Here is a 24,151-nt window from a genome sequence, read left to right as displayed (position 1 = left end):
GATCGTGGCAGGGGGTTTCTGCCGGTCACCAGCGTGCCCACCCCGTCGGGAGCGGGTGCGGCCACCTACATTGCCGCCGTGTTCACGACTTCCGTCGACGGCGTCCCGGTCTTCTACGCGGAGGGCCCGCCGCCGCTGAGCGCCGGCCTCGTGTTCGGCGTCGGCCGGCGGGACGAGTCCTTCGTGCACGGCGGGCTGACCCACCTCGTCGAGCACCTGGCCATGCGCGCGGTCGGACGCACCCCCATCGAGACCAACGCGTCGGTCGACCTCACCGCCACCGAGTTCACCGCCAGCGGATCGCCGGACCGCGTCGCGGCCTTCCTCCGCGCGGTCTGCGAGGCGCTGGCCGATCTGCCCACCGGCGACCTCGCGGTGGAGGCCGACGTGCTGCGCGCCGAGGGCGGCACGGTCGCCCCGCCCGCGGTCGGCCTGCTCCTGGGCGAGCTGTACGGCACCCGCGGTGCCGGTCTCGCGGCGTCGCGGGAACCGGCGGTCCGGGGGCTGAGCGCCGAGCAGGTGCGCAGCTGGTCGCGGCGCTCCTTCACCCGGGCGAACGCCGCGCTGTGGCTGACCGGCCCCGTGCCGGAGGGGCTCCGGCTGCCGCTCCCGGACGGACCGGCGCCGCAGCGGCCGTCGCAGCCCCGCCTCTCGCCGGTCACCCCGTCGTGGGGGCAGATCCCGGTCGAGGACCGCGTGACGCTCGGTGCCGAGGTGGAGCAGCACCCGGCCCTCAACGGTGCGCTGGGCATCCTGCGGACCCGGCTGGAGGAGGAGCTGCGCCACCGCCGCGGCGTCGCCTACTCGGTCGAGGCGGACAAGATCGGCGTCGACGAGCGGACGCGGGTGGTCGTGGTGACCACCGACGTGCGTCCCGGGCAGGAGGTCCTCGCCGCGCAGACGATCTGGCGCGAGGTGCACCGGCTGGCCGACCAGGGGCCGACGGCGGCGGAGGTCGAGCAGGAACGCGCCGAGGTCGAGGCCTACCTGGACGATCCGCGCTCCGACCTCGAGGAGGCGCGGGCGCGGGCCCAGGCCACGGTGACCGGCGTCGGGGTGCTGTCGGCGGAGGAGATGCGCGCGAACGCGGCGGCTCTCGGCGTCGACGGCGTCCGCGAGGTGGCCGGACGGCTGCGGTCAGCCGCGCTCCTGCTCGTGCCGCAGTCGGCGGACCTGGCGGTCCCCGACCTCGGCCGGCTGCCGGAGTGGTCGCCGGGCACGGTGACCGGGCGGACCTTCGTCCGCAAGCGGCTGCGCGGGGTGCCCAAGGACGCGCGGCTCGTCGTGGGCGAGGAGGGCGCCTGCCTCGTGCTCGGCGAGGACCGCCGGATCACGGTCCGCTGGGCGGAGGCGACGGCCCTGGTGCGGCAGGCGCCGGGGGAGTGGCTGCTGGTCGGGCACGACGGCTTCACCCTGCCGCTGTCCGAGGACGACTGGCGGGACGGCGCGGACGCGGTGCGCCTGGTCCGGGCGGCGGTGCCGCCGGAGCTCCAGGTCGTCGACGACGACGCCGTGGACGACGGCCTGCTGCTGTTCCGCACCCCGGCGCACAAGGTGCGGGAGGCGGTGGCCCACCACCGGTACGGCGCGCGACTGGTGGGCAACGGCGAGTGGACGGCGGTGCTGCCCGACACCGACCGGGCACCGGAGGACGTCGCCGACGACCTGGCCACCGTCCTCGGGCGGAAGACCACCGGTCTGGTCCTGCGGCGCTCGCACGTCGACGTCGGGTACGTGCTGCTGCGGGGCGCGAAGGTGGTCGGCCGGCACGACTGGGGAGGCACCGTCGGCGATCCCGCGCTCCTGGCCCGGGCCACCGAGCGTCCCGAGGCCCACACCGCGTACCTGCTGCAGGTCACCGGCACCCCCGACGAGGTGGTCGGGCACGCCGTGACCGCGCTCGGGCTGCCCCCTGAGGTGCCGGCGCTGCTGCGCGGCGAGGAGCCGGCGGGGGCGGAGCGGGTCGAGGGACAGGGGATCGCGGGTGCCTTCCGCGCCTCGGTGCGCGGGGACTTCGCCCCGCCCGCAGGCACGGGCGGCCCGATGGACGAGTGGGCGAGGCTCGGCCGTACCCGGCCCGGCTGGTACCGGGCGGTCAACGTCCTGGGCGCGCTGCTGTGCGCGGCCGGGATCTGGTTCCTGGTCACCGTTCCGGACCTCTTCGACGGCGGGGTGTGGGAGGTCGTCGTCTGGGTGCTGTGCGTCTCCGGGCTGCTGAACTGCCTGTGGGAGAGCCGGCCGCCGACCCGGTCCCGGGCGGAGGACCGCGAGAAGTCTCCGACCGGGTGAGCACCGGTTGGCCGTCGTACCCGCCGGATACCGTTCCCCCGTGACCAGCGAGGCCGGAGTCGAGGAACCCGTCGTCGAGCAGCTCCCGGTCGGGGCGCCGACCGACCGCGAGGACCTCACGGAGGTCCCCGACGACGCGCGCACCAGGCATCGGGACCTCTCGGAGGAGCTCGACCGGTACGCCTTCGCGTACTACGTGCGCGACGAGCCGCTGATCAGCGACGGGCAGTACGACGAGCTGATGGGCGAGCTCAAGGCGATCGAGGCCGCGCACCCGGCGCTGGTCACGCCCGACTCGCCCAGCCAGAAGGTCAACGGCGGGTTCACCGCCACGTTCGCCCCGGTGCAGCACCTGGAACGGATGCAGAGCCTGGACAACGCGTTCAGCAGCGACGAGCTGTCGGCGTGGGCCGCCCGGGCCGAGCGCGACGGCGCCGCCGGCGGCGGCTACCTGTGCGAGCTGAAGGTCGACGGCGTGGCCGTCGACCTCGTGTACGAGAAGGGGCGGCTGGTCCGGGCCGCGACCCGGGGCGACGGCACCACCGGTGAGGACGTCACGGCCAACGTCCGCACGATGGCCGACGTCCCGCAGGAGCTCACCGGGGACGACGTCCCGGAGCTGCTCGAGGTCCGCGGCGAGATCTACTTCCCGATCGCCGGGTTCGCCGACGTGAACGCCGGCATGGTCGAGCAGGGCAAGGCGCCGTTCGCCAACCCGCGGAACGCAGCCGCCGGGTCGCTCCGGCAGAAGGACGCCCGGGTGACCGCGTCACGGCCGCTGCGCCTGGTCGTGCACGGCCTCGGGGCGCGCACGGGCTTCGAGCCGGAGCGCCAGTCGGCGGCCTACGAGCGGCTGCGTGCGCTCGGCCTGCCGGTGAGCGACCGCTTCCAGGTGGTCGACGACCTCGAGGGCGTGTGGGCCTACATCGAGCGCTACCGCGAGCAGCGGCACTCCGTCGAGCACGAGATCGACGGCGTGGTGGTGAAGGTCGACCAGGTGGCCCTGCAGCGCCGGCTCGGGTCGACGTCGCGGGCGCCGCGGTGGGCGATCGCGTTCAAGTACCCGCCCGAGGAGGCGACCACGACGCTCCTCGACATCAAGGTGAACGTGGGCCGCACCGGGCGGGTCACCCCGTTCGCCTACATGGAGCCGGTGAAGGTGGCCGGCTCGACCGTCCAGCTGGCCACGCTGCACAACGCCAGCGAGGTCGTGCGCAAGGGCGTGCTGATCGGTGACACCGTCGTCATCCGCAAGGCCGGCGACGTCATCCCCGAGGTGCTCGGTCCCGTCGTCGCGGCGCGCACCGGCGACGAGCGCGAGTTCGTCATGCCGACGCACTGCCCCGAGTGCGGCACGGAGCTGCGGCCGGAGAAGGAGGGCGACGCCGACATCCGCTGCCCGAACGCGCGGTCCTGCCCGGCACAGCTGCGGGAGCGGGTCTTCCACGTGGCGGGTCGCGGCGCGTTCGACATCGAGAACCTGGGCTACGAGGCGGCGATCGCGCTGCTGCAGAGCGAGCTGCTGACCGACGAGGGGGACATCTTCTTCCTCGACGAGGAGCAGCTGCAGCGCTCGCCGTTCTTCACGAAGAAGAACGGGGCGCTCTCGGCCAACGGAGCCAAGCTGCTGGCCAACCTGCAGAAGCGCAAGGACGTCCCGCTGTGGCGGGTGCTCGTCGCGCTCTCCATCCGGCACGTGGGTCCCACCGCGGCGCAGGCGCTGGCGCGGGACTTCCGGTCGATGGACCGCATCGTCGCCGCGACCGAGGAGGAGCTGGCCGCGGCCGACGGTGTCGGTCCGACGATCGCGAAGTCGGTGCGCGACTGGTTCTCCGTCGACTGGCACCGCGACGTCGTGGAGAAGTGGCGGCATGCGGGCGTGCGCATGGCCGACGCCGGCGAGGACGCCCCGCCCGGGCCGCTGACCGGGGTCACCGTCGTCGTCACCGGATCGCTGCGCGACCACAGCCGCGACCAGGCGATCGCGGCCATCCAGGAGCGCGGCGGCAAGGTCACCGGCTCGGTGTCGAAGAAGACCGGGTTCGTCGTCGTGGGTGCCGATCCCGGCAGCAAGTACGACAAGGCGGTGCAGGTCAAGGCGCCGATCCTGGACGACGACGGCTTCCGGGTGCTCCTGGAGGACGGCCCGGACGCCGCCCGCGAGGTGGCCACGATCGGCGACGGGAACTCCCCGGCGGACGGGTGACGCCGGTGCCCGGGTAGACGCGGAGTCCAGCCCCCCGGAAGGACCTCCGCGTGCCCCTGCCCGACGATCCCAGCCGCTACGTCGAGGTGCGCGGCCGCGTCACCGAGGTCACCGAGGACGGCGCCCGCCAGCACATCGACGAGCTCGCCCAGCGCTACATCGGCCGTCCCTACCCGTGGTTCGGTGGCCGGGACCAGGTCCGCCTGCTGCTCCGGATCTCCCCGGAGAAGGTGACCTCGCCGCGCGGCTGAGCGCCGTTCGCGTCAGAACGGTGGAGGGCTGGTGCTCGCGATCAGCCCGGTGGGCGTCGTGACGGTGAGCGTGCCGTCCTCCGCCAGCTCGTGCCGCCAGCCCGGCGCCTGGTGCTTGCCGCGGTGGTGGCCGGTGCAGTAGCCGGTCAGGTTGCCCGCGCTGGTCAGGCCGTCCGGCCACGGGCGGTCGTGGTCGAGCTCGCCGCCGAGCGGCACCCGGCGCCGGCAGCCGGGGAAGCGGCACCGCCGGTCGCGGACGCGCACGAACCGGTCGAGCGCGGCGCCCGGGCGGTAACCACTGCTCGCACCGGGTGGGCCCAGACCGAGGCCGTCGGCAGCCTTCCGGCGCAGCTCTCTGCTGTCGGTCAGCGCGAGCAGCGCGCCGCTCAGCTCGTCGACCACCGCGATGCGTGGCCGGTCGACCAGCGTCCCGCCGGCGCTCGCGTCGAGCAGCGCGGCCAGCGCCTCGCGGTGCGGTGCGGCAGCGGCCCGCAGCGCGTCGAGGTCGGTCGCCGCGGCGGTCACCCGGCCGGCCGGGCTCTGCTGCCAGGTGTCCTCGTCGTCCTGGTCGGCGCGCCGGGCGTCGGCCACCGCCCGCCGGGCACGCCCGACGGCCCGGTCGAGATCCCGCAGGACGTCGCCCGCCGCCGACAGCGCGTTCTGGGTGTGCTCCCACCCGGGCGGCACCGGATCGTCGGGCTCCTCGGACGCCGGCCCCGGTCCGGCCACTGCGGGTGGTGAGGCGTCTGGTTCGGATTGCGAAGCCCACCAGCGCTCGAGCTCGTCGTCCGGCGGGTCGTCCTCGCCGCCCCATTCACCCCGCAGCGCGCGGGCCTCCACCTCGGCCCACCACCGCTCGTCGGCTGCCCGCAACGCATCGGGCCATGCATCAGGCCGGCCCTCGTCGGGCGCCGGCTCCGGTGCTGTCGACCGTCGGGCGTCGTCGAGCTCGGGCAGCAGACCCAGGGCGCGGGCGAGCGCCCGGACCACCTCGGCCGGGACCGGCTCGCCGCCGATCTCGGCCGGGGCGTCGCCGCCCAGCAGTGTGCGCACGCCCGCGACCACGGTCAGCTGGGCCTGCACGGCGGGCAGTCCGCTCTCCTCCGGCCGCAGCACGAGGTCCAGGAGGCAGTCCGCCATCTTCTGACCGCGGGTTCGGCCGTCCTCGGGGTCGTCGAGGGCGTCGGCGTACCGGCCCAGCGCGTCGAGCAGCGCCTGCGCCTCGGGCACCGTGAGCAGGGCGTCGAGCACGGCCATGCCCTCGCGGCGGTCCGCCCGCACCGAGACGCCTCGTTCGCGCAGCGCCGCGGCCAGCCGGGCAGCCTCGTCGCGCGCGTCGCGGGCGAGACCGAGCCGGCGGGCCTTCGCGCCGAGCTGTGCGGGGGTGGTGACCCGGCCGGACATCCACCGGAGCAGCTCGGCCTCGATGGCCGCCCGCTTCTTCACGTCCGCGATCGGCGCGACCCGCTCGAGCAGCGGCCAGAGGTGCCCCTCGTGCAGCTCGCCGCGCTCCAGCGCAGCCAGCGTCCGCGGGAGCCGGTGCACCAGCGTCAGCGATCGGATGAGCAGCTGCTCGGCCGCCCGGGCCGACAGCGACAGCGCCACCACGAGCTCCTGCGCGGCCCACTCGCTCACGTCGGCGAGGACGTCGGGCCGGGCGGCGCGGCGCTCGGCGCTCATGGCTCCGGGTTCCCCCGGCTGCCGGTCGGCCGACGCTGGGCGGGTCGCGGCGAACGCGGCCACCGCCCGGGCGCGGAGCGCGGCCTGGTGGGCGATCTCCCGGTCGGCCTCCTGGACGGCGCGCAGCGGCCCCGTCGCCCACCCCGCGGCGGGCGCGGGAGCGGCAGCAGAGGGTGCTGTCTCCGTCGTCGCTCCGGGCGCCATGTGTTCGATCATACGTTCGAACACGGACGGTGGCAACCGGAAGTAGCAGGTCAGGGAGCCGATAACGGACGGGCGATCAGGCCGGGGGGAGCTGAGCCACCGTCGTCGCGATGCCGGTGAGGTGCGCCAGCCGGAGCAGCTCGGACCGGCGGAAGCCCGGCCCGCCCGAGCGCCCGAGCACGACCGCGTGAGCGGTGCCGAAGGGCACGGCCATCATCTCGATGGCCATCTCCTGCCAGCGCTCCGGCAGCCACGCCCCGTCGCTGGGCAGCAGCCGGGGGCCGGAGAGCGGCAGCCACGGCAGCGTCAGCCCGACGAAGGCCGGCGCCGCCTCGGAGGCCGCCACCACGCACTCGGGCGCGAGGGGCCTCGCGTGGCCCGAGCCGTCGAGGATCACCGCCCAGCCGCTGTGGAAGACCCGCGGGAGCTCCGCGGTGAGCAGCTCCGCCGGTGTGCGCTCGCCGCGGGACAGCGCGTCGAGCAGGTCGAGCTCTCGGTGGGTGTCCAGCGGCCCGGCGAAGGGGCGCAGCGACTCCACCTGGACGCCCTCGACCGCCTGCACCACGGTGATCAGGCTGTCGGGCAGCCGGTCGCCGGGCAGGTCCACGACGACGTCGTCCACGGCGATGCCGTTGCCGCGCTCGAGCACGTCCAGGGAGACGATGTCGATGCCGGCGGTTCCCAGCGCGGTGGCCACCGCGCCCAGCACACCGGGACGGTCGGGCACCACGAGACGCAGGAGATAGGACACGGTTCCTCCGGGGGAGTGCTCGCCGGGCGGGGGCCGATCTCCGTCGATCGCGTTCGGGGGCAGCTTCTCACGCTGGTCAGGACGCCGAGGGCCCCACGTACAGTGACCCGGTCACGTCCCGGGCCGAGAGCGGGCCGCCGGGCATCGCCGAAGTGGAGTTCCACCGCAGCATGAGCACCCCCTCCCCGAAGGGCCAACTGACCCGCGACGAGGTGGCGCACCTGGCGCACCTGTCCCGGCTGGCGGTGAGCGACGAGGAGCTGGATCTCTTCGCCGGCCAGCTCGCCGCCGTGCTGGACGCCGTCGCCCAGGTGGGCAAGGCCGACGTCTCCGACGTCGCGCCCACCACGCACGCGGTGCCGATGACCAACGTCATGCGGCCCGACGTCGCCCGGCCGAGCCTGCCGCGGGACGTCGTCCTCGCGGGTGCGCCCGCAGCCGAGGACGACCGCTTCCGCGTGCCTCGCATCCTGGGGGAGGAGGCATGACCGACGTGACGAACAGCAGCGCCGCCGATCTCAGCACCGCGCTCCAGGCCGGTGAGCTCAGCTCCGTCGAGGTCACCCGCGCCTACCTGGACCGCATCGCCGCGGACGACGACACGATCGGCGCCTACCTGCACGTCGACGCCGACGCCGCCCTGAAGGCCGCCGAGGACATCGACGCCGCCCGCGCCAAGGGCGCGGAGCTCGGCCCGCTGGCCGGCGTCCCGCTGGCGCTCAAGGACGTCGTCGTCACCGAGGGGGTGCCCACCACCAGCGGGTCGAAGATCCTCGAGGGCTGGCGCCCGCCGTACGACGCGACCCTCGCCGCTCGCCTCAAGGCCGCCGGCACGGTCCTGCTGGGCAAGACCAACATGGACGAGTTCGCGATGGGCTCCTCCACCGAGAACTCCGCCTACAAGGTCACCCGCAACCCGTGGGACACCGACCGGATCCCCGGCGGTTCCTCGGGTGGCTCCTCGGCCGCGGTCGCCGCCGGGCTGGCCCCGTGGGCGATCGGCACCGACACCGGCGGCTCGATCCGCCAGCCGGCCGCCGTCACCGGACTGGTGGGCCACAAGCCCACCTACGGCTCGGTCTCCCGCTACGGGCTGATCGCGTTCTCCTCCAGCCTCGACCAGGCCGGTCCGATGACCCGCACGGTCCTCGACGCCGCCCTGCTGCACGAGGCGATCGCCGGCCACGACCCGCTGGACTCCACGAGCATCGACTCACCGGTCCCGGTGCTGGCCGAGTGCGCCCGCCGCGGTGCCGAGGGCGACCTGTCCGGGCTGAAGGTCGGCGTCGTCACCGAGCTCGGCGGCGACGGGCACAGCGAGGGCTACGACCCCGGCGTGCTGGCGCGGGTGGCCGAGGCTGTGGCGCTGCTGGAGAGCATGGGCGCCGAGGTCCGGCAGGTCTCCTGCCCGGCCTTCGACCTGGCGCTGCCCGCGTACTACCTGATCGCGCCGAGCGAGGCGTCGTCCAACCTGGCCCGCTTCGACGGCGTCAGGTTCGGCCTCCGGGTCGGCGAAGACGGCAGCCGCGACCTCGACGAGGTCATGGCGCTGACCCGCGAGCAGGGCTTCGGCCCCGAGGTGAAGCGCCGGATCATCCTCGGCACCTACGCGCTGTCGAGCGGCTACTACGAGGCCTACTACGGCCAGGCGCAGAAGGTCCGCACGCTGATCACCCGGGACTTCACCACCGCCTGGGACGAGGTCGACGTGCTGGTCAGCCCGACCAGCCCGACCGTGGCCTGGAACATCGGCGACCGCGTCGACGACCCCGTCGCGATGTACGCCGCCGACCTCTGCACGCTGCCGGCCAGCCTCGCGGGCGTGCCGGCCATCTCGGTGCCCTGCGGCCTGTCCGACGGCCTGCCGGTCGGCTTCCAGATCATGGCGCCGGCCCTGGCCGACGACCGCTGCTACCGCGTCGCCGCCGCGCTCGAGGCCGCCCAGGACGCTGCCCGCGGGCACGTCCTGCTGGCCGGGATCGCCCCGAAGGAGAACAGCCCCTCATGAGCGACACCCTGGTCGACTTCGACGAGGTCCTGACCCGCTACGAGCCGGTCATCGGCCTGGAGACCCACGTCGAGCTGGGCACCGCGTCGAAGATGTTCTGCGGCTGCTCGACCACGTTCGGCGCGGAGCCCAACACCCAGACCTGCCCGGTCTGCCTCGGTCTGCCGGGCTCGCTGCCGGTGGTCAACGCCGACGCCATCGAGTCCACGATCCGCATCGGCCTCGCGCTGGGCTGCCGGATCGCCTCCTGGTCCCGGTTCGCGCGGAAGAACTACTTCTACCCGGACATCCCCAAGGGCTTCCAGACCAGCCAGTACGACGAGCCGCTGTGCACCGCCGGGCACCTGGACGTCGAGCTCGACGGCGAGACCTACCGGGTGGAGATCGAGCGGGTCCACATCGAGGAGGACACCGGCAAGAACCTCCACGTCGGTGGTGCCACCGGTCGCATCCACGGCGCCGACCACTCGCTGGTCGACTACAACCGCGCCGGGATCCCGCTCGTCGAGATCGTCACCCGGCCGATCCCCGGCGCCGGTGCCAAGGCGCCCGAGGTCGCCCGCGCCTACGTCACCGAGCTGCGGGAGATCCTGCTCGCCCTGGGCGTCTCCGAGGTGCGGATGGAGCAGGGCAACCTGCGGTCGGACGTGAACACCTCGCTGGCGCCCATCGGCAGCCTCGAGTGGGGCACCCGCACCGAGACCAAGAACGTGAACTCGCTGCGGTCGGTGGAGCGGTCGGTGCGCTTCGAGATGCGCCGGCAGGCCGCCGTCCTCGACGCCGGTGAGCGCGTGGTCCAGGAGACCCGGCACTTCCACGAGGACACCGGCAGCACGTCGTCCGGGCGGAGCAAGGAGGAGGCGACCGACTACCGGTACTTCCCCGAGCCCGACCTGGTGCCGATCGCGCCGGACGAGGAGTGGATCGACGAGCTCCGGGCGGCGCTGCCCGAGCTGCCGGCCGCCCGCCGGATCCGGCTGCGCGAGGAGTGGGGCCTGTCGGACACCGAGATGGCCTGGCTGGTCAACGCGGGCGCCGTCGAGCTGGTCAGCGACACGGTGGCCGCCGGCGCCTCGCCGGCCGACGCCCGGAAGTGGTGGCTCGGCGAGCTGGCCCGCCGGGCCAACGACGCCGGCACCGAGCTCTCGCAGCTCGCGGTGACCCCGGCGCAGGTCGCCGAGCTCATCGGCCTGGTCGCGGCCGGCACGGTCAACGACCAGCTGGCCCGCCAGGCCCTGGACGGCGTCCTCGCCGGCGAGGGGGACCCGGCCGCGGTGGTCGAGTCGCGCGGGCTGGCCGTCATGGGCGACTCCGACGAGCTGGTCGCGGCCGTCGAGGCGGCCATCGAGGGCAACCCGGACGTCGCGGACAAGGTGCGCGGCGGCAAGGTGCAGGCGATCGGCGCGCTCGTGGGCGCGGTCATGAAGACCACCCGCGGCAAGGCCGACGCCGGCACGGTGAAGCGCATGCTCGAGGAGCGGCTCGTCAGCGAGTGAGTTCGGAACCCTCCGGGCACCCCGTCACGCCGAGTGGGGCCCGGAGGGTTCCGCGCAGGCGGGACTCAGCGGCTCCGCGGACTGGGGACGGCATGTGGCCGCGGTGCGATCCGGAGGATCGCAGTGTCACAGCGGCGAGTTCGGCTGGCCGCCGGGCGGGCGGATGCGCAGGACCTTGTCGTCGTCCTCCGCCGGCTGACCGACGCCGTCGCGGTTCGACGTCGTCACCCACAGCGCACCCTCGGCGTCCAGGACGACGGTGCGCAGCCGGCCGTAGCGGCCGCCGAGCACCTCGTCGGTCGCGTCGTCCACGGGGTCGCCCTCGTCGTCGAGGGTGAGGACGTGCACGCGCTGCCCGTCGAGCGCGCCGAGGAAGACCGTGCCGAAGCCGGCGGCGCAGCCACCGAGCCCGCCCTCCTCCGGGAGGACCGTCGCCAGCGGCGGCGCCGCGGCGTCGCCCTGCTCGACGACGACGTCGAGCTCGTCGGGGCCCTCCCGCGACTCGTCGGTCGCGTACGTGCGCTCCTCGTCCTGGCACAGCCCGGTGACGTCGCGGTGCCCTCGGCTGAACACCGGCGAGGGGCCGCCGACCGGCCGACCGAAGACGTCGATCCGGAGCACCTTGCCCGCGAGCGAGTTCGGGTCCGCCGCCAGCGCGGGGTTCCCGGCGTCCCCGGTGCCGACGTACAGGTTGCCGTCGAGGCCGGTCATCAGGCCGCCGCCGTTGCCCACCTCGCCGCGCGGGATGCCGGTCAGCACCGGGTTCGGGGTGCCGCCGATCGGGAACCGCACCACCCGGTTGTCCGTCGCCGTCGAGACGTAGGCGAACAGCAGGCCGTCCTCGGGGAACGTGGGGGAGAGGGCCAGGCCGAGCAGGCCGCCGTCGCCGGCGGTGTCGATTCCCGGCACGGTCATGAGCTCCTTGGCCGGGGAGCGGTCGGGGAAGACCTGCAGCAGCCGCCCGGTCTCGCGCTCGCCCACGATCGCCGAGCCGTCGGGGAGCAGGACCAGGCCGGTGGGAACGGCGAGGCCGGAGGCGACCACGTTGGGGTCGCCACCCTCCTCGCCGGCGCCGGGCTGCGCCGGCCCGCCCGGCGGCACCGTCTCCGGCGGCCGGCCGACCTCCGGCGGGGCGCCCTCGGGCAGCGGCCGGAAGGGCCCGGCAGGCTCGTACCCGTCGTCGCCGCAGCCGGTCAGCAGCGCGATCCCGAGGACCACGGCGACCAGCCGTGCCGTCCGCGTCCGCGACCGTCGTCCCACCCGGATCACAGTACGTGCGCGCGGAGGGACGCCGCCTAGAGTCCGGGCGTGGCGCACCTTCACCTGGAACCCGACGAGCCCCTGCACGTCCTCGTGCCCTCCCGCGCGATCGGGACGGCCGTGGAGGCGCTGTCCCCTCGGGTGCGCGCCCACCGCGTCGACGCCGCCGACGGCCCGCCGACCGGCGACGCGGCGCTGGCCCGCGTGTGGATCCCGCGTGGTGGGGGTGCTCCGCTGCCCGGCGAGGACTTCTTCCGCGCGCTGCCCCGGCTGGGCCTCGTGCAGCTGCTCACCGCCGGCGCGGAGTCCTACGCCGGCCGGCTCCCCGAGGGCGTCCACCTCTGCAACGCCCGCGGCGCGCACACGCCGTCGACGGCGGAGTGGGCGGTGGCCGCCGCCCTCGCCGCGCAGCGCGGGCTGCCCTTCTTCGTGCGGGAGCAGGTCGCGGGCCGCTGGTCGTTCGGCACCCACCGGTCCCTGGTCGGCGCGCGGGTCCTGGTCGTCGGCGCGGGCGACATCGGCCGGGCGATCGGGCGGATGCTGGCGGGCTTCGACGTGCAGCTCACCTACGTCGCCCGCACCGCCCGCGACGGCGTCCGGTCGACCGCGGAGCTGCCCGAGCTGCTCCCCGACGCCGACGTCGTGATCCTGATCGTCCCGGTGACCGATGAGACCCGGGGCATGGTCGACGCCGGCTTCCTCGGCGCCATGCAGGACGGCGCGCTGCTGGTCAACGCGGCCCGGGGCGTGGTGGTCGACACCGACGCCCTGGTCGCGGAGCTCGCGTCCGGCCGGCTGCGGGCCGCGCTCGACGTCACCGACCCCGAGCCCCTGCCGGAGGGGCACCCGCTGTGGTCGGTGCCGGGGCTGCTGCTCACCCCGCACGTCGGCGGTGCCGTGCCGGCGACCGGGGACCGGGCCGCCGCGGCGGTCGTCGACCAGCTCGCCCGAGTCCTCGAGGGCCGGCCGCTGGAGAACGTCGTCGCGGACTACTGAGCCGACAGCCGGATCCGGCCGCCGGAGAAGTCGGCGAGCCGGGGCAGGTCCCGGGCCCGCACCACGGGCAGCCGCAGCTCGGTGCCCGCCGTCGTGACCAGCCAGAGGCTCCCGCGCTCGGCGACCCGGATCCCGGCGACGTCGGTCCACGGCACCCGCCGCCGGCCGAGCAGCGCCTGCACGGTCAGCCCCTCGTCGTCGATGTCGAGCCCGGTGCGCAGGACCCACAGCGCGACCCCCACCGGGATCAGCAGCAGCACCGGCAGCCACGGGGCGGCGAAGGCCAGCGGGACGACGCACAGCGCCAGCAGCGCGACGGGCACCAGAGCGGTGCGGTTCATCCGCAGTCGGGCGGGGGCGTCCACGACGACCGATCCTCCCAGGCCGCTCAGCCGGCCAGCCGCGTCAGCTTCGCGGCGGTGCCGGTGCCGTCGACGGCGGTGTAGACGACCAGCTGGATCCCCGGGGCGTCGGCCGGGGTGAGCTGGTGGTGCTCCAGGACCAGGGTGCCGACGACGGGGTGCTCGAAGCGCCGCTCGGTCGAGGTGAACCGGTCGACGTCGTGGCTCGCCCAGCCCTCCCGGAAGGCGGGGCTGGCCGCCTGCAGCCGGGCCACCAGGTCGACGACCTCCGGGTCGGCCAGGCGCGGGCCGACCTCCGCCCGGAACTGGGCGAGGAAGCTCCGGCTGTCGGCGTCCCAGTCGCCGAGCAGGTCCCGCACGGCCGGGTCGGTGAAGACGGCCCACAGCAGGTTCCGGTCGTCGGCCGCCATCGCGGCGACCCCCGGGTAGAGGCGCTCGTAGGCCCGGTTCCAGCCGATGATCGACCAGCTGGAGGTGATGGCGTAGACGGGGGAGGGGCTGAGCGCGTCCATCAGCCGCTGCAGGTGCGCGGGCACCCCGTCGACCGAGCGGGCCGCCGGCACCCCGCCGTGGCCGGCGAGGCGCAGCAGGTACTCGTGCTCGGCCGGCGACAGCCGCAGCGTGCGGGCCAGGGCGTCCATCACCTGCCGGGAGGGCCGGATGTCGCGGCCCTGCTCGAGCCACGTGTACCAGGTGTGGCTCACCCCGGCGAGCAGCGCGACCTCCTCGCGGCGCAGCCCGGGGGTGCGCCGGTTGGCACCGGCGGGGAGCCCCACCGCGGCCGGGGTGACCGAACGACGCCGGGAGCCGAGGAACTCGGCCAGCTCGCGGCGGGCGGTGGCAGTCACGGCGGCTCCTCGGTCGGTGGTGGTGCCACTACTGGTACCACCGCAAACTCGGCGGCCCGCGCGCACCGGCATAGCATCGCCGCCGTGACCACCCTGGACGACCGCTCCGCCGGCAGCGAGACCGCCACCATGAAGCCCCGTAGCCACGAGGTGACCGACGGGGACGCCAAGGCGCCCGCCCGCGCCATGCTGCGCGCCGTCGGCATGGGCGACGACGACTTCGCCAAGCCGCAGATCGGCGTCGCCTCGTCCTGGAACGAGATCACCCCCTGCAACCTCTCGCTGGACCGGCTGGCCAAGCGGGCCAAGGAGGGCGTGCACGCGGCCGGCGGCTTCCCGCTCGAGTTCGGCACCATCTCCGTGTCCGACGGCATCTCCATGGGCCACGAGGGCATGCGCGCCTCCCTGGTCTCCCGCGAGGTCATCGCCGACTCCGTCGAGACGGTCATGTTCGCCGAGCGGCTCGACGGCTCGGTCCTGCTGGCCGGCTGCGACAAGTCGCTGCCCGGGATGCTGATGGCCGCCGCGCGCCTCGACCTGGCCAGCGTCTTCCTCTACTCCGGCTCCACGCTGCCGGGGAAGCTGGGCGACCGCGACGACCTCACGATCATCGACGTCTTCGAGGCCGTCGGTGCCTGCGCGCGCGGCCTGATCACCCGCGACGAGCTCACCGCCATCGAGAAGGCCGCGTGCCCCGGTCAGGGCTCCTGCGGCGGCATGTACACCGCCAACACGATGGCCAGCGTCGCCGAGGCGCTCGGCATGGCGCTGCCCGGCAGCGCCGCCCCGCCGGCTCCGGACAGCCGCCGCGACGCCTTCGCGGTCGCCTCGGGCGAGGCCGTGGTGAACCTGCTGCGCAAGGGCATCACCGCCCGCCAGATCATGACCAGGGAGGCGTTCGAGAACGCCATCACTGTCGTCATGGCGCTGGGTGGCTCGACGAACGCCGTCCTGCACCTGCTGGCGATCGCCCACGAGGCGCAGGTCGACCTGACGCTCGAGGACTTCAACCGGATCGGCGACCGCACGCCGCACCTGGCCGACGTGAAGCCCTTCGGCCGCTTCGTGATGACCGACATCGACCGGGTCGGTGGCGTCCCGGTCGTGCTCCGGGCGCTGCTCGACGCCGGCCTGCTGCACGGCGACGCGCTCACCGTGACCGGGAAGACGATGGCCGAGAACCTCGCCGACATCGCCCCGCCGGACCTCGACGGCACGATCGTGCACGCGATGGACAACCCGATCCACAAGACGGGCGGCCTGACGATCCTCCGCGGTTCCCTCTCCCCGGACGGCGCGGTCGTGAAGTCGGCCGGGTTCGACGCCGAGGTGTTCGAGGGCACCGCCCGGGTCTTCGACGGCGAGCAGGGCGCGATGGACGCCGTCACCGAGGGCACGCTGCAGCCCGGCGACGTCGTCGTCATCCGCTACGAGGGCCCCCGCGGCGGCCCGGGCATGCGCGAGATGCTGGCGGTCACCGGCGCGATCAAGGGCGCCGGTCTCGGCAAGGACGTCCTGCTGCTCACCGACGGCCGGTTCTCCGGCGGGACGACGGGCCTGTGCGTCGGTCACATCGCGCCGGAGGCGGCGGACGGCGGCCCCATCGCCCACGTGCGCGACGGTGACCGGATCCGCCTGGACCTCACCACCCGCACCCTCGACCTGCTGGTGGACGACGACGAGCTGGCCCGCCGCACGGAGGGCTGGGAGCCGCTGCCCCCGCGCTACACGACCGGCGTCCTCGGCAAGTACGCGAAGCTCGTGGGATCGGCGGCGCAGGGCGCCATCTGCGGCTGACCACTTGGGGTGAGCCGGGGGCGGGCCGGCTTCTCCCCGGGCCCACCCCTGCCGACCTCCCGGGTGTGGACGGACGTCGGTCGAGCAGGCGCGGGCGGGTCGGGCGATGACCCCGCGCCTGGTTCCCCGTGCGGTCCTCCGGCAGCCGTCGACCGCCCCGACCGTGCCCGCCGGCCGTGATCCCCGTGCCCGGCGCGAGTCGACCGCCGCGCTGACCGTCCTGGGCCTGCTGGCCCTGGCGGCGGTGGCGGCGCACGCCGTGCTCGGCGCTGGGACGTCCTCCGTCTTCCCGCTGCTGCTGGCGGTGGCCTCGGCGGTGGGCTCGGTGGTCGTGGCGAAGCACGCGCGCCGGCTGGACCCGCGGTCCCGGCGACCCTGGCAGGCGCTGTCCGCCGTCGCCGGGCTGCTCGTCGTCGCGGAGCTGATCTACGTGGTCGACCCGGCGGGGTCGCAGAGCGGCCTGGCCCAGGTGCCGCAGGTCCTCGCCGCGCCCCTGGGCATCACCGCCTGCCTGCTCCTGCTGCCCTCCCGCGCCGGACGCCGGGCCGGCCCGCGGGAGCTGCTCGACGGCGGCATCGTCGTCGTCGCCGTCGTGCTGGTCGGCACGCTCGTGCTGGGCGACGCCGCGGCCGGCAGCCGGACCCTGGTGGACGCGCTGATGGTGGTCGGCTACCCGGTCACCGGTGCGCTGCTGTGCGGCATCGCCCTCATCACCGTCTCCCGCGTGGACCCGGTCCGGCGCCGGGCCGCCGTGTGGCTGCTGGTCACCGTCGCGTCCTTCGTCGTCGTGGCCGTCGCCGGCGCGCTGGCCAACGTGCTGGGCGCCGGTGCCTCCCACCTGATCACGCTCGCGGCCTGGATGGGCATGCTCGCCGCCGGGATCAGGGCCGTGGACAGCGACCCCGGCGCGCCGGTCGGCCGGGCAGACGAGTCCCCGGGGCCTGCACTGTTCGGCGTCGTCGCCGGCCAGGCGACCGCCTACGGCGTCGCCGGTGTCGTCGTGATCATGCTGAGCGCGGGGCACACCTTCTCCCTCCCCGAGCAGGTGCTCGTCGCGCTCGTCGTCCTGCAGACCTCCGCCCGGGGCCTCCTGTGGGCCGCCGACGGCCGCCGCCTGACCCGTCGCATGGAGCAGACCGAGGCCTACTTCCGGGCGCTGGCCGCCAGCGCCGAGGACGTCACCGTGGTCCTCGACGACGACGGCCGCGTGCGCTGGGTCTCCGGTCCCGCCCTCGGCCAGCTCGGCTGGCCCGCGCGCGACCTGACCGACCGGGTGCTCGCCGAGCTGGTCGACCCCTCGGACCGCGGCGTGCTCACCCGGGTGCTCGCGGACGTCGGCGCACCGGCCGCGCTGCCGCCGGTCGTCCGGCTGCGTGCCCGCGAGGGCGACTGGCGCGACGTCGAGCTCTCCGGCGCGGCCCGCGCCGGCGTGCCGGGGACGGCGCTGCGCGAGGGGGTCGTGCTGCACCTGCGCGACGTCACCGCCCGCCGGTCCAACCAGCGCGAGCTCGAGCGCATGGCCTTCACCGACTACCTGACCGGGCTGCCCAACCGGGCCCGTTTCATGGCTGCGCTCGAGGAGGCCAACGCCGGCGCCGCCGCCGGCGAGCCCGCCTGCGTGCTGCTCGTCGACCTCGACGGGTTCAAGGCGGTCAACGACGTCGCCGGGCACGACGCCGGGGACCAGGTGCTCGTGCAGGTGGCCGACCAGCTCCGCGCCGGCGCGCGGGAGCAGGACCTCGTGGCCCGCCTCGGCGGCGACGAGTTCGCCCTGCTCGTGCCCGGTGGGCCCGACGAGGCCACGGGTCTGGCCGAGCGGCTCGTCGTGGCCCTGGACCGGACCTTCCAGGCGTCGTCCCCGGGCGTCGGCGTGGGTGGTCCGCTGTTCGCGGTCTCCGGCAGCATCGGCCTGGCCGAGCTCGACGGGTCCGGTGACGTGTCGGCCGTCGTCCGGCACGCCGACCTGGCGCTGCGCGCCGCCAAGGCCGCCGGGAAGCGCTGCGTGCGCTCCTCCGGCGATGCCGTCGACGCCGCCGTGGGGCGGCGGACGCGACTGGCTCGCGACCTCCCCGTGGCGCTGGAGGAGGGGCAGCTGCGCGTGCTGTACCAGCCGGTGGTCGGGCTGCACGACCGGCGGATCCTGGGGCTCGAGGCGCTCGTGCGCTGGGAGCACCCGCTGCTGGGCACCGTGCCGCCGGACGAGTTCATCCACCTCGCGGAGGAGGACGGGCTCATCGTCCCGCTCCAGCGCTGGGTGCTCGACGTCGCGGCGCGGCAGGCGGCGGTCCTGCTCGCCGACGGCTGGGACGTCCAGATGGGCGTCAACGTCTCCGTCCGGCACCTCCAGGCGGGCTGCCTGGCTCCCGACGTCGCCGCGGCGCTGGCCGCCGCGCAGCTCCCGCCGGGCAAGCTGGTGCTGGAGCTGACCGAGTCGGTGCTGCTGGAGGCGCAGGACGGGCTGCTCAGCGACCTCGAGACGCTGCGGGCGATGGGCGTCGTGCTCGCCCTCGACGACTTCGGGCGGGGCTGGTCCTCGCTGGCCTACCTGGCCCGCCTGCCCGTGCAGGTCCTGAAGCTGGACAAGGAGTTCATCGCGGGGATCGAGACCGGTCCGCGGGGGCGCGCCCTGGTGGCCAGCGTCGTCGAGCTCGGCCGGACCCTGGGCATGGACGTCGTCGCCGAGGGCGTGGAGACCGAGGAGCAGCTGGCCGAGCTGCGGTCGATGGACTGCGACTACCTGCAGGGCTACCTGTTCGGCCGGCCGATGCCGTTCGCCGACCTGCGGGCGCTGCTGGACGTGTTCGATCCGGCCGTCCTGGACACCGAGATCACCGATCTGGACACGGGAGTCCACCTGGTGGGACGCGACGGTTGACGGCGCGGCGTCGTGAGGCGCACAGTGTCGGAGTGCCTCGCACCAGCATGCCCGCAGACGCCCGCACCAGCGGCGTCCTCGTACTCGCGTAGCGCGTCCGGTCACCGACCGACGCGCTGACCCTTCGTGCCCTGGGCACGAGGGGTTTTTTGTTGGCCGTGACCTGCCGTACCGCGAGCACGCTGTCCGTCGCACCAGCCCGAACCACGCCGCAAGGCACAGGAGATCCGCGCGATGACCACCACCCCTCACGAGGCCCCCAGCCGCGAGGCGGCCGAAGCACTGACCGGCGTCGAGACGACGGCCCGCTCCGTCGCCGAGAGCGCCGCCGAGCCCGCCACCGGCATCACCGGCGCGCAGAGCCTCGTCCGCTCCCTCGAGGCCGTCGGCGTCGAGGTCATCTTCGGGATCCCCGGCGGAGCGATCCTGCCGGCGTACGACCCGCTCTTCGACTCCGCGGTGCGGCACGTGCTCGTCCGGCACGAGCAGGGCGCCGGCCACGCGGCCACCGGGTACGCGCAGGCCACCGGCAGGGTCGGGGTCTGCATCGCCACCTCGGGTCCCGGCGCGACCAACCTGGTGACGCCGCTCGCCGACGCCTACATGGACTCCGTGCCCATGGTCGCGATCACCGGGCAGGTGCCCAGCGCGGCCATCGGGACCGACGCCTTCCAGGAGGCGGACATCCGCGGCATCACGATGCCGGTCACCAAGCACAACTTCCTGGTCACCTCCGCCGAGGAGATCCCGCAGCGCATCGCCGAGGCCTTCCACCTGGCCTCGACCGGGCGACCCGGTCCGGTCCTGGTCGACATCCCCAAGGACGTGCTCCAGGCCACCACCGACTTCGCCTGGCCGCCGCGCATGGACCTGCCCGGCTACAAGCCCACGACCCGCCCGCACAGCAAGCAGGTCCGCGAGGCCGCGACGATGATCGCCGGCGCGAGCCGGCCGGTGCTGTACGTCGGCGGCGGGGTGATCAAGGCGCAGGCCACCGAGGAGCTGGCGGCGCTCGCCGAGCTCACCGGGGCCCCCGTCGTCACCACGCTCATGGCCCGCGGCGCCTTCCCGGACAGCAGCCCCCAGCACCTGGGCATGCCCGGCATGCACGGCACCGTCGCCGCCGTGACGGCGCTGCAGAAGTCCGACGTCATCGTCGCCCTGGGCGCTCGCTTCGACGACCGGGTGACCGGTCAGCTGTCGAGCTTCGCGCCCGAGGCGCTGGTGGTGCACGCCGACATCGACCCGGCCGAGATCGGCAAGAACCGCAAGGCCGACGTGCCGATCGTGGGGGACGCCAAGGAGACCATCGCCCAGCTCGTGGAGGCGCTGCGCGCCGAGCACGCCGCCGGGCGCACCCCCGACCTGGCCGCCTGGTGGACCCAGCTCGACGACTGGCGGGACCGCTACCCGCTCGGCTACGACTGGCCCGAGGACGGCGCGCTGTCCCCGCAGTACGTCATCGAGCGCCTCGGCGCCATCGCCGGACCCGATGCCATCTACACCTCCGGCGTCGGCCAGCACCAGATGTGGGCCGCGCAGTTCATCAAGTACGAGAAGCCGGGCACCTGGCTCAACAGCGGCGGCCTCGGGACGATGGGCTACGCCGTGCCGGCGGCGATGGGTGCCAAGTACGGCTGCCCGGAGACCACCGTCTGGGCCATCGACGGCGACGGCTGCTTCCAGATGACCAACCAGGAGCTCGCCACCTGCGCCATCGAGGGCATCCCGGTCAAGGTCGCCGTCATCAACAACGGCAACCTCGGCATGGTCCGGCAGTGGCAGACCCTGTTCTACGAGGGCCGGTACTCCAACACGAAGCTGCACGCGCGGAATGCCGACGGGACGCCCAAGCCGGTGCGCATCCCCGACTTCGTGGCGCTCGCCGAGGCGCTGGGCTGCGTCGGCCTGCGCTGCGAGAGCAAGGACGACGTGGACGCCGTCATCGAGAAGGCCATGGCGATCGACGACGCCCCGGTCGTCATCGACTTCGTCGTCGGCGCCGACGCCCAGGTGTGGCCGATGGTCGCCGCGGGTGCCAGCAACGACGCCATCCTGGCCGCACGCGACCTGCGGCCCGTCTTCGGAGAGGGACAGGTCTGATGACCCGCCACACGCTCTCGGTCCTCGTCGAGAACAAGTCCGGTGTGCTGGCCCGCGTCTCGGCGCTGTTCAGCCGGCGCGGCTTCAACATCGAGTCCCTCGCCGTCGGCCCGACGGAGAACCCGGACCTCTCCCGCATGACGATCGTCGTCGACGCGGAGAGCCAGCCGCTCGAGCAGATCACCAAGCAGCTGAACAAGCTCATCGAGATCATCAAGATCGTCGAGCTGGACGGCGGTGCCGCGGTCCAGCGCGAGCTGCTGCTGGTGAAGGTCCGCGCCCCGCTGGCCGAGCGCACCCAGGTCCTGCAGACCGCCGAGCTCTTCCGCGCCCGCGTCATCGACGTCAACACCGACACCGTGACCCTCGAGGCCACGGGCACGCCGGACAAGCTCCAGGCCCTGCTGGCGGTGCTCGCGCCGCTCGGCATCAAGGAGATGGCGCAGTCGGGCACCGTCGCCCTGGGCCGGGGACCGCGGGCGATGTCGGGCGCCGGTACCTTGCGCCCGGTCGAGCGCAGCGCCTGATCAACCCGGCCCGTCCAGGGCCACAATGGCCATTTTGGCCCTTTCACCTACCGAAGGAGCACGCACCGCATGGCCGCCGAGATCTTCTACGACAGCGACGCCGACCTCTCGATCATCCAGGGGCGCACCGTCGCCGTCCTGGGCTACGGCAGCCAGGGCCACGCCCACGCGCTCTCGCTGCGCGACTCCGGCGTCGACGTGCGCGTCGGCCTGCCCGAGGGGTCGAAGAGCCGTGCCAAGGCCGAGGCCGAGGGCCTGCGGGTCGTCACGCCGGCCGAGGCGTCCGCCGAGGCCGACCTGATCATGATCCTGGCGCCCGACCACGTGCAGCGGACGCTGTACGCCGAGTCGGTGGAGCCGAACCTCCAGGACGGCGACGCGCTGTTCTTCGGCCACGGCTTCAACATCCGCTTCGGCTACATCAAGCCCCCGGCCGGCGTCGACGTCGCCATGGTCGCCCCCAAGGGCCCGGGCCACCTGGTGCGCCGCGAGTTCGAGAACGGCAAGGGCGTGCCCTGCCTCGTCGCCGTGGAGCAGGACGCCAGCGGCTCCGCGCTGTCCCTGGCGCTGTCCTACGCCGCGGCCATCGGCGGCACCCGCGCCGGCGTCATCAGGACGACGTTCGCCGAGGAGACCGAGACCGACCTCTTCGGTGAGCAGGCCGTGCTCTGCGGTGGCGCCAGCGCGCTGATCACCGCCGGCTTCGAGACGCTGACCGAGGCCGGCTACCAGCCCGAGGTCGCCTACTTCGAGTGCCTGCACGAGCTGAAGCTGATCGTCGACCTCATGTACGAGGGCGGTATCGCCAAGCAGCGCTGGTCGGTGTCCGACACCGCCGAGTACGGCGACTACACCTCCGGCCCGAAGGTCATCGACGCCCGCGTCAAGGAGTCGATGGGCGAGGTGCTGGCCGCGATCAAGGACGGCTCGTGGGCCGCCGCCTTCATCGCCGACCAGGACGCCGGCGCTCCGGACTTCAAGGCCAAGCGCGCCGCCGCCGAGGCGCACCCGATCGAGGAGACCGGTCGCAAGCTGCGCGGCCTCATGAGCTGGGTCTCCGCGTCGGACGACTACACGGGCACCGCCGCCCGCAGCTGATCGATTCCCGCCGCAGAGCCCCCGCGACCGTCCGGTCGCGGGGGCTCTGCCGCGTTCTCAGTAGCTGATGCCGCGGGCGGCGTAGTGCTGCTTGGCGACGGGCTGGCGCAGCAGGAAGACGATCGCGGCCGGCAGCAGGAAGCCGAGGAACCCGGTGAACAGGAACCCCCAGCCGCTGACCAGCGCCCACACGAGGGTGAGCGCCTGGATGGCGATCGAGGCGTAGCTGCCGAGGAGCAGCAGCTGCGGGGACTTGCCCTGCAGGACCTGGATGCCACCGATCAGGAGCACGATGCCCGCGGCGACCGACAGCAGGGCGAGCACCCCGAGGAACCCGCCGAAGGCGAACAGCAGACCCAGGCTGAACAGGCTGATCAGCGCGAGCACGCCCATGACGATGCCGATGATCGCCGCGGCCATCACGCCACCCGGGCGGTCACCGGCGAACGACTGGCCGCCTCCGTACGAGGGCGCGGACCCGTAGCCGGGTGCCTGCTGGCCGTTCCCCTGGGCCGGGGGCGCCCCGTGCGGCGGAGGCGGACCCCAGCCGGGGGGATTGCCGCCCGGGGCCGGACCCGGATCGGGGCCGGTGCTGGAGCTGGGACTGGACATCGCGCGCTCCCTCCTGGGGAGGTCGCCCGGTCGGCGACCGTGGCGCGGAGTGTAGGGACGCCGCGGCCGTCGTGGGGGCTTCTGCGTCCCGCGCGCACGACGGCCCCCGCTGCCGGAGCAGCGGGGGCCGTGGTGCGTGGTCGTGCGTCCGGGTCAGACCGTGCCGGTGCGCCCGCCGTACCACTCCTGAGCGGACTTGCTGCGCAGCAGCACGACCACCGCAGCCGGACCGAGCAGGCCGAAGCCCCCGGCGCCGTCGAGGTCGCCCCCGCTGGACAGCACGACGACGACGGTGACGAGGGCCAGCGCGACCGCGGCGAGCGCGGCGTACAGGAGCAGCTGCGGCGGGGCACCCCGGAGGACCTGGATCCCGCCGACGACCAGCGCGACGCCGATGGCGGCGGCCAGGAGCCCGAGCGCCACGTCCACACCGGTCAGCTGGACGCCCACGCTGTCGGCGGCCAGCACCCCGAGCAGGTTGAGCAGCGCGGACAGCGACCCGATGACGATGCCGATGACGGCGGCGGCGGTCACCGCGCCGGGCCGCTTGCCCCCCGGGACGGGGCCGCCGGGGTAGCCGGGGCCGTAGCCGGGCTGCTGGCCGTAGGGCTGCCCGTAGCCCGGCTGCTGACCGTAGGGCTGGGGCTGGCCGTACCCCGGCTGCTGGCCCTGCGGCGGGCCCCAGCCGGGCTGCTGGCCCTGCGGCGGGACCCAGCCGGGCTGCTGGCCCTGCGGCGGGCCCCAGCCGGGCTGCTGCTGGGAGGGATCGGGGGTGGGGCTGGACATCG

The 24,151-nt window shown here is 74.5% G+C and carries 19 protein-coding genes; 12 read left to right on the top strand and 7 right to left on the bottom strand.

Annotation, left to right across the window (positions count from 1 at the left end):
• Positions 1-78 precede the first annotated feature (78 nt).
• The 3 genes from DQ244_RS17765 to DQ244_RS17755 are packed head-to-tail and all read left to right on the top strand — an operon-like array spanning position 79 to position 4,746.
• On the top strand, positions 79-2,289 hold the full coding sequence (locus tag DQ244_RS17765) for an insulinase family protein (protein ID WP_113812829.1): 2,211 nt from the start codon (positions 79-81) through the stop codon (positions 2,287-2,289).
• Positions 2,290-2,329: 40 nt separating this feature from the next.
• On the top strand, positions 2,330-4,495 hold the full coding sequence (gene ligA, locus DQ244_RS17760; RefSeq protein WP_113812828.1) for an NAD-dependent DNA ligase LigA: 2,166 nt from the start codon (positions 2,330-2,332) through the stop codon (positions 4,493-4,495).
• A 50-nt stretch (positions 4,496-4,545) separates the two neighbouring features.
• Entirely contained in the window at positions 4,546-4,746 is a 201-nt protein-coding gene (locus DQ244_RS17755) for a hypothetical protein (protein WP_113812827.1), read from the top strand.
• Between the two features lie 12 nt (positions 4,747-4,758).
• Here DQ244_RS17755 and DQ244_RS17750 read toward each other — a convergent pair whose 3' ends face one another.
• Positions 4,759-6,630: a DUF222 domain-containing protein gene (locus tag DQ244_RS17750; protein ID WP_113812826.1), complete on the bottom strand. Its 1,872-nt coding sequence runs from the start codon at positions 6,628-6,630 to the stop codon at positions 4,759-4,761.
• A gap of 76 nt (positions 6,631-6,706) precedes the next feature.
• Positions 6,707-7,381: an ACT domain-containing protein gene (locus DQ244_RS17745; RefSeq protein ID WP_113812825.1), complete on the bottom strand. Its 675-nt coding sequence runs from the start codon at positions 7,379-7,381 to the stop codon at positions 6,707-6,709.
• A gap of 170 nt (positions 7,382-7,551) precedes the next feature.
• On the opposite strand from DQ244_RS17745, the gene gatC reads away from it, so the two are divergent.
• From gatC to gatB, 3 genes are read left to right on the top strand one after another with little or no spacing between them, the layout of a single operon-like run.
• Positions 7,552-7,869 (top strand): Asp-tRNA(Asn)/Glu-tRNA(Gln) amidotransferase subunit GatC, encoded by a 318-nt coding sequence (gene gatC, locus DQ244_RS17740; RefSeq protein ID WP_113812947.1) that lies wholly within the window; start codon positions 7,552-7,554, stop codon positions 7,867-7,869.
• The gene (gene gatA, locus DQ244_RS17735) at positions 7,866-9,389 is read left to right on the top strand and encodes an Asp-tRNA(Asn)/Glu-tRNA(Gln) amidotransferase subunit GatA (RefSeq protein ID WP_113812824.1); all 1,524 of its coding nucleotides are present in this window, start codon (positions 7,866-7,868) and stop codon (positions 9,387-9,389) included. The genes gatC and gatA overlap by 4 nt, the downstream gene beginning before the upstream one ends.
• Complete coding sequence (gatB, locus tag DQ244_RS17730; protein ID WP_113812823.1) at positions 9,386-10,885, top strand: Asp-tRNA(Asn)/Glu-tRNA(Gln) amidotransferase subunit GatB; 1,500 nt, start codon at positions 9,386-9,388, stop codon at positions 10,883-10,885. The genes gatA and gatB overlap by 4 nt, the downstream gene beginning before the upstream one ends.
• A 126-nt stretch (positions 10,886-11,011) precedes the next feature.
• Here the strand turns inward: gatB and DQ244_RS17725 are convergent, their stop codons facing one another.
• Positions 11,012-12,145 (bottom strand): sorbosone dehydrogenase family protein, encoded by a 1,134-nt coding sequence (locus DQ244_RS17725; protein WP_113812946.1) that lies wholly within the window; start codon positions 12,143-12,145, stop codon positions 11,012-11,014.
• A 48-nt stretch (positions 12,146-12,193) separates the two neighbouring features.
• Here DQ244_RS17725 and DQ244_RS17720 point away from each other — a divergent pair, with 48 nt between their 5' ends.
• On the top strand, positions 12,194-13,141 hold the full coding sequence (locus DQ244_RS17720; protein WP_199580463.1) for a 2-hydroxyacid dehydrogenase: 948 nt from the start codon (positions 12,194-12,196) through the stop codon (positions 13,139-13,141).
• Here DQ244_RS17720 and DQ244_RS17715 read toward each other — a convergent pair.
• Both DQ244_RS17715 and DQ244_RS17710 read right to left on the bottom strand, forming a co-directional pair.
• A complete protein-coding gene (locus tag DQ244_RS17715; RefSeq protein ID WP_233491702.1) occupies positions 13,135-13,506 on the bottom strand; it encodes a PH domain-containing protein in 372 nt (123 codons plus the stop codon). The genes DQ244_RS17720 and DQ244_RS17715 overlap by 7 nt on opposite strands.
• Before the next feature lie 23 nt (positions 13,507-13,529).
• Positions 13,530-14,351 carry a helix-turn-helix transcriptional regulator gene (locus tag DQ244_RS17710; RefSeq protein ID WP_233491701.1) on the bottom strand — a complete coding sequence of 274 codons (822 nt, stop codon included), beginning with the start codon at positions 14,349-14,351 and terminating at the stop codon, positions 13,530-13,532.
• Between the two features lie 84 nt (positions 14,352-14,435).
• On the opposite strand from DQ244_RS17710, the gene ilvD reads away from it, so the two are divergent.
• From ilvD to ilvC, 5 genes are all read left to right on the top strand, one after another.
• Complete coding sequence (ilvD, locus tag DQ244_RS17705) at positions 14,436-16,148, top strand: dihydroxy-acid dehydratase (RefSeq protein WP_233491700.1); 1,713 nt, start codon at positions 14,436-14,438, stop codon at positions 16,146-16,148.
• 106 nt (positions 16,149-16,254) lie between these two features.
• Positions 16,255-19,023, top strand: coding sequence for a bifunctional diguanylate cyclase/phosphodiesterase (locus tag DQ244_RS17700; RefSeq protein ID WP_113812821.1), 2,769 nt, complete (start codon positions 16,255-16,257; stop codon positions 19,021-19,023).
• 234 nt (positions 19,024-19,257) lie between these two features.
• The gene (locus DQ244_RS17695; RefSeq protein ID WP_199580462.1) at positions 19,258-21,126 is read left to right on the top strand and encodes an acetolactate synthase large subunit; all 1,869 of its coding nucleotides are present in this window, start codon (positions 19,258-19,260) and stop codon (positions 21,124-21,126) included.
• Positions 21,126-21,653: an acetolactate synthase small subunit gene (ilvN, locus tag DQ244_RS17690; RefSeq protein WP_113799115.1), complete on the top strand. Its 528-nt coding sequence runs from the start codon at positions 21,126-21,128 to the stop codon at positions 21,651-21,653. The genes DQ244_RS17695 and ilvN overlap by 1 nt, the downstream gene beginning before the upstream one ends.
• A 69-nt stretch (positions 21,654-21,722) precedes the next feature.
• Positions 21,723-22,751: a ketol-acid reductoisomerase gene (ilvC, locus tag DQ244_RS17685; RefSeq protein ID WP_113812820.1), complete on the top strand. Its 1,029-nt coding sequence runs from the start codon at positions 21,723-21,725 to the stop codon at positions 22,749-22,751.
• A gap of 57 nt (positions 22,752-22,808) precedes the next feature.
• On the opposite strand, the gene DQ244_RS17680 is transcribed toward ilvC, so the two are convergent.
• Together DQ244_RS17680 and DQ244_RS17675 are read right to left on the bottom strand one after the other, a co-directional pair.
• A complete protein-coding gene (locus DQ244_RS17680) occupies positions 22,809-23,363 on the bottom strand; it encodes a hypothetical protein (RefSeq protein ID WP_113812819.1) in 555 nt (184 codons plus the stop codon).
• A gap of 153 nt (positions 23,364-23,516) precedes the next feature.
• Complete coding sequence (locus DQ244_RS17675; protein ID WP_199580461.1) at positions 23,517-24,149, bottom strand: hypothetical protein; 633 nt, start codon at positions 24,147-24,149, stop codon at positions 23,517-23,519.
• Positions 24,150-24,151: the final 2 nt, after the last annotated feature.

Source organism: Blastococcus sp. TBT05-19, assembly GCF_003319095.1.
In the GTDB taxonomy this organism is placed as follows: Bacteria; Actinomycetota; Actinomycetes; order Mycobacteriales; family Geodermatophilaceae; genus Blastococcus.
The sequence above is the reverse complement of the archived record's forward strand: the minus strand, read 5'-3'. Positions and strand labels throughout refer to the sequence as shown.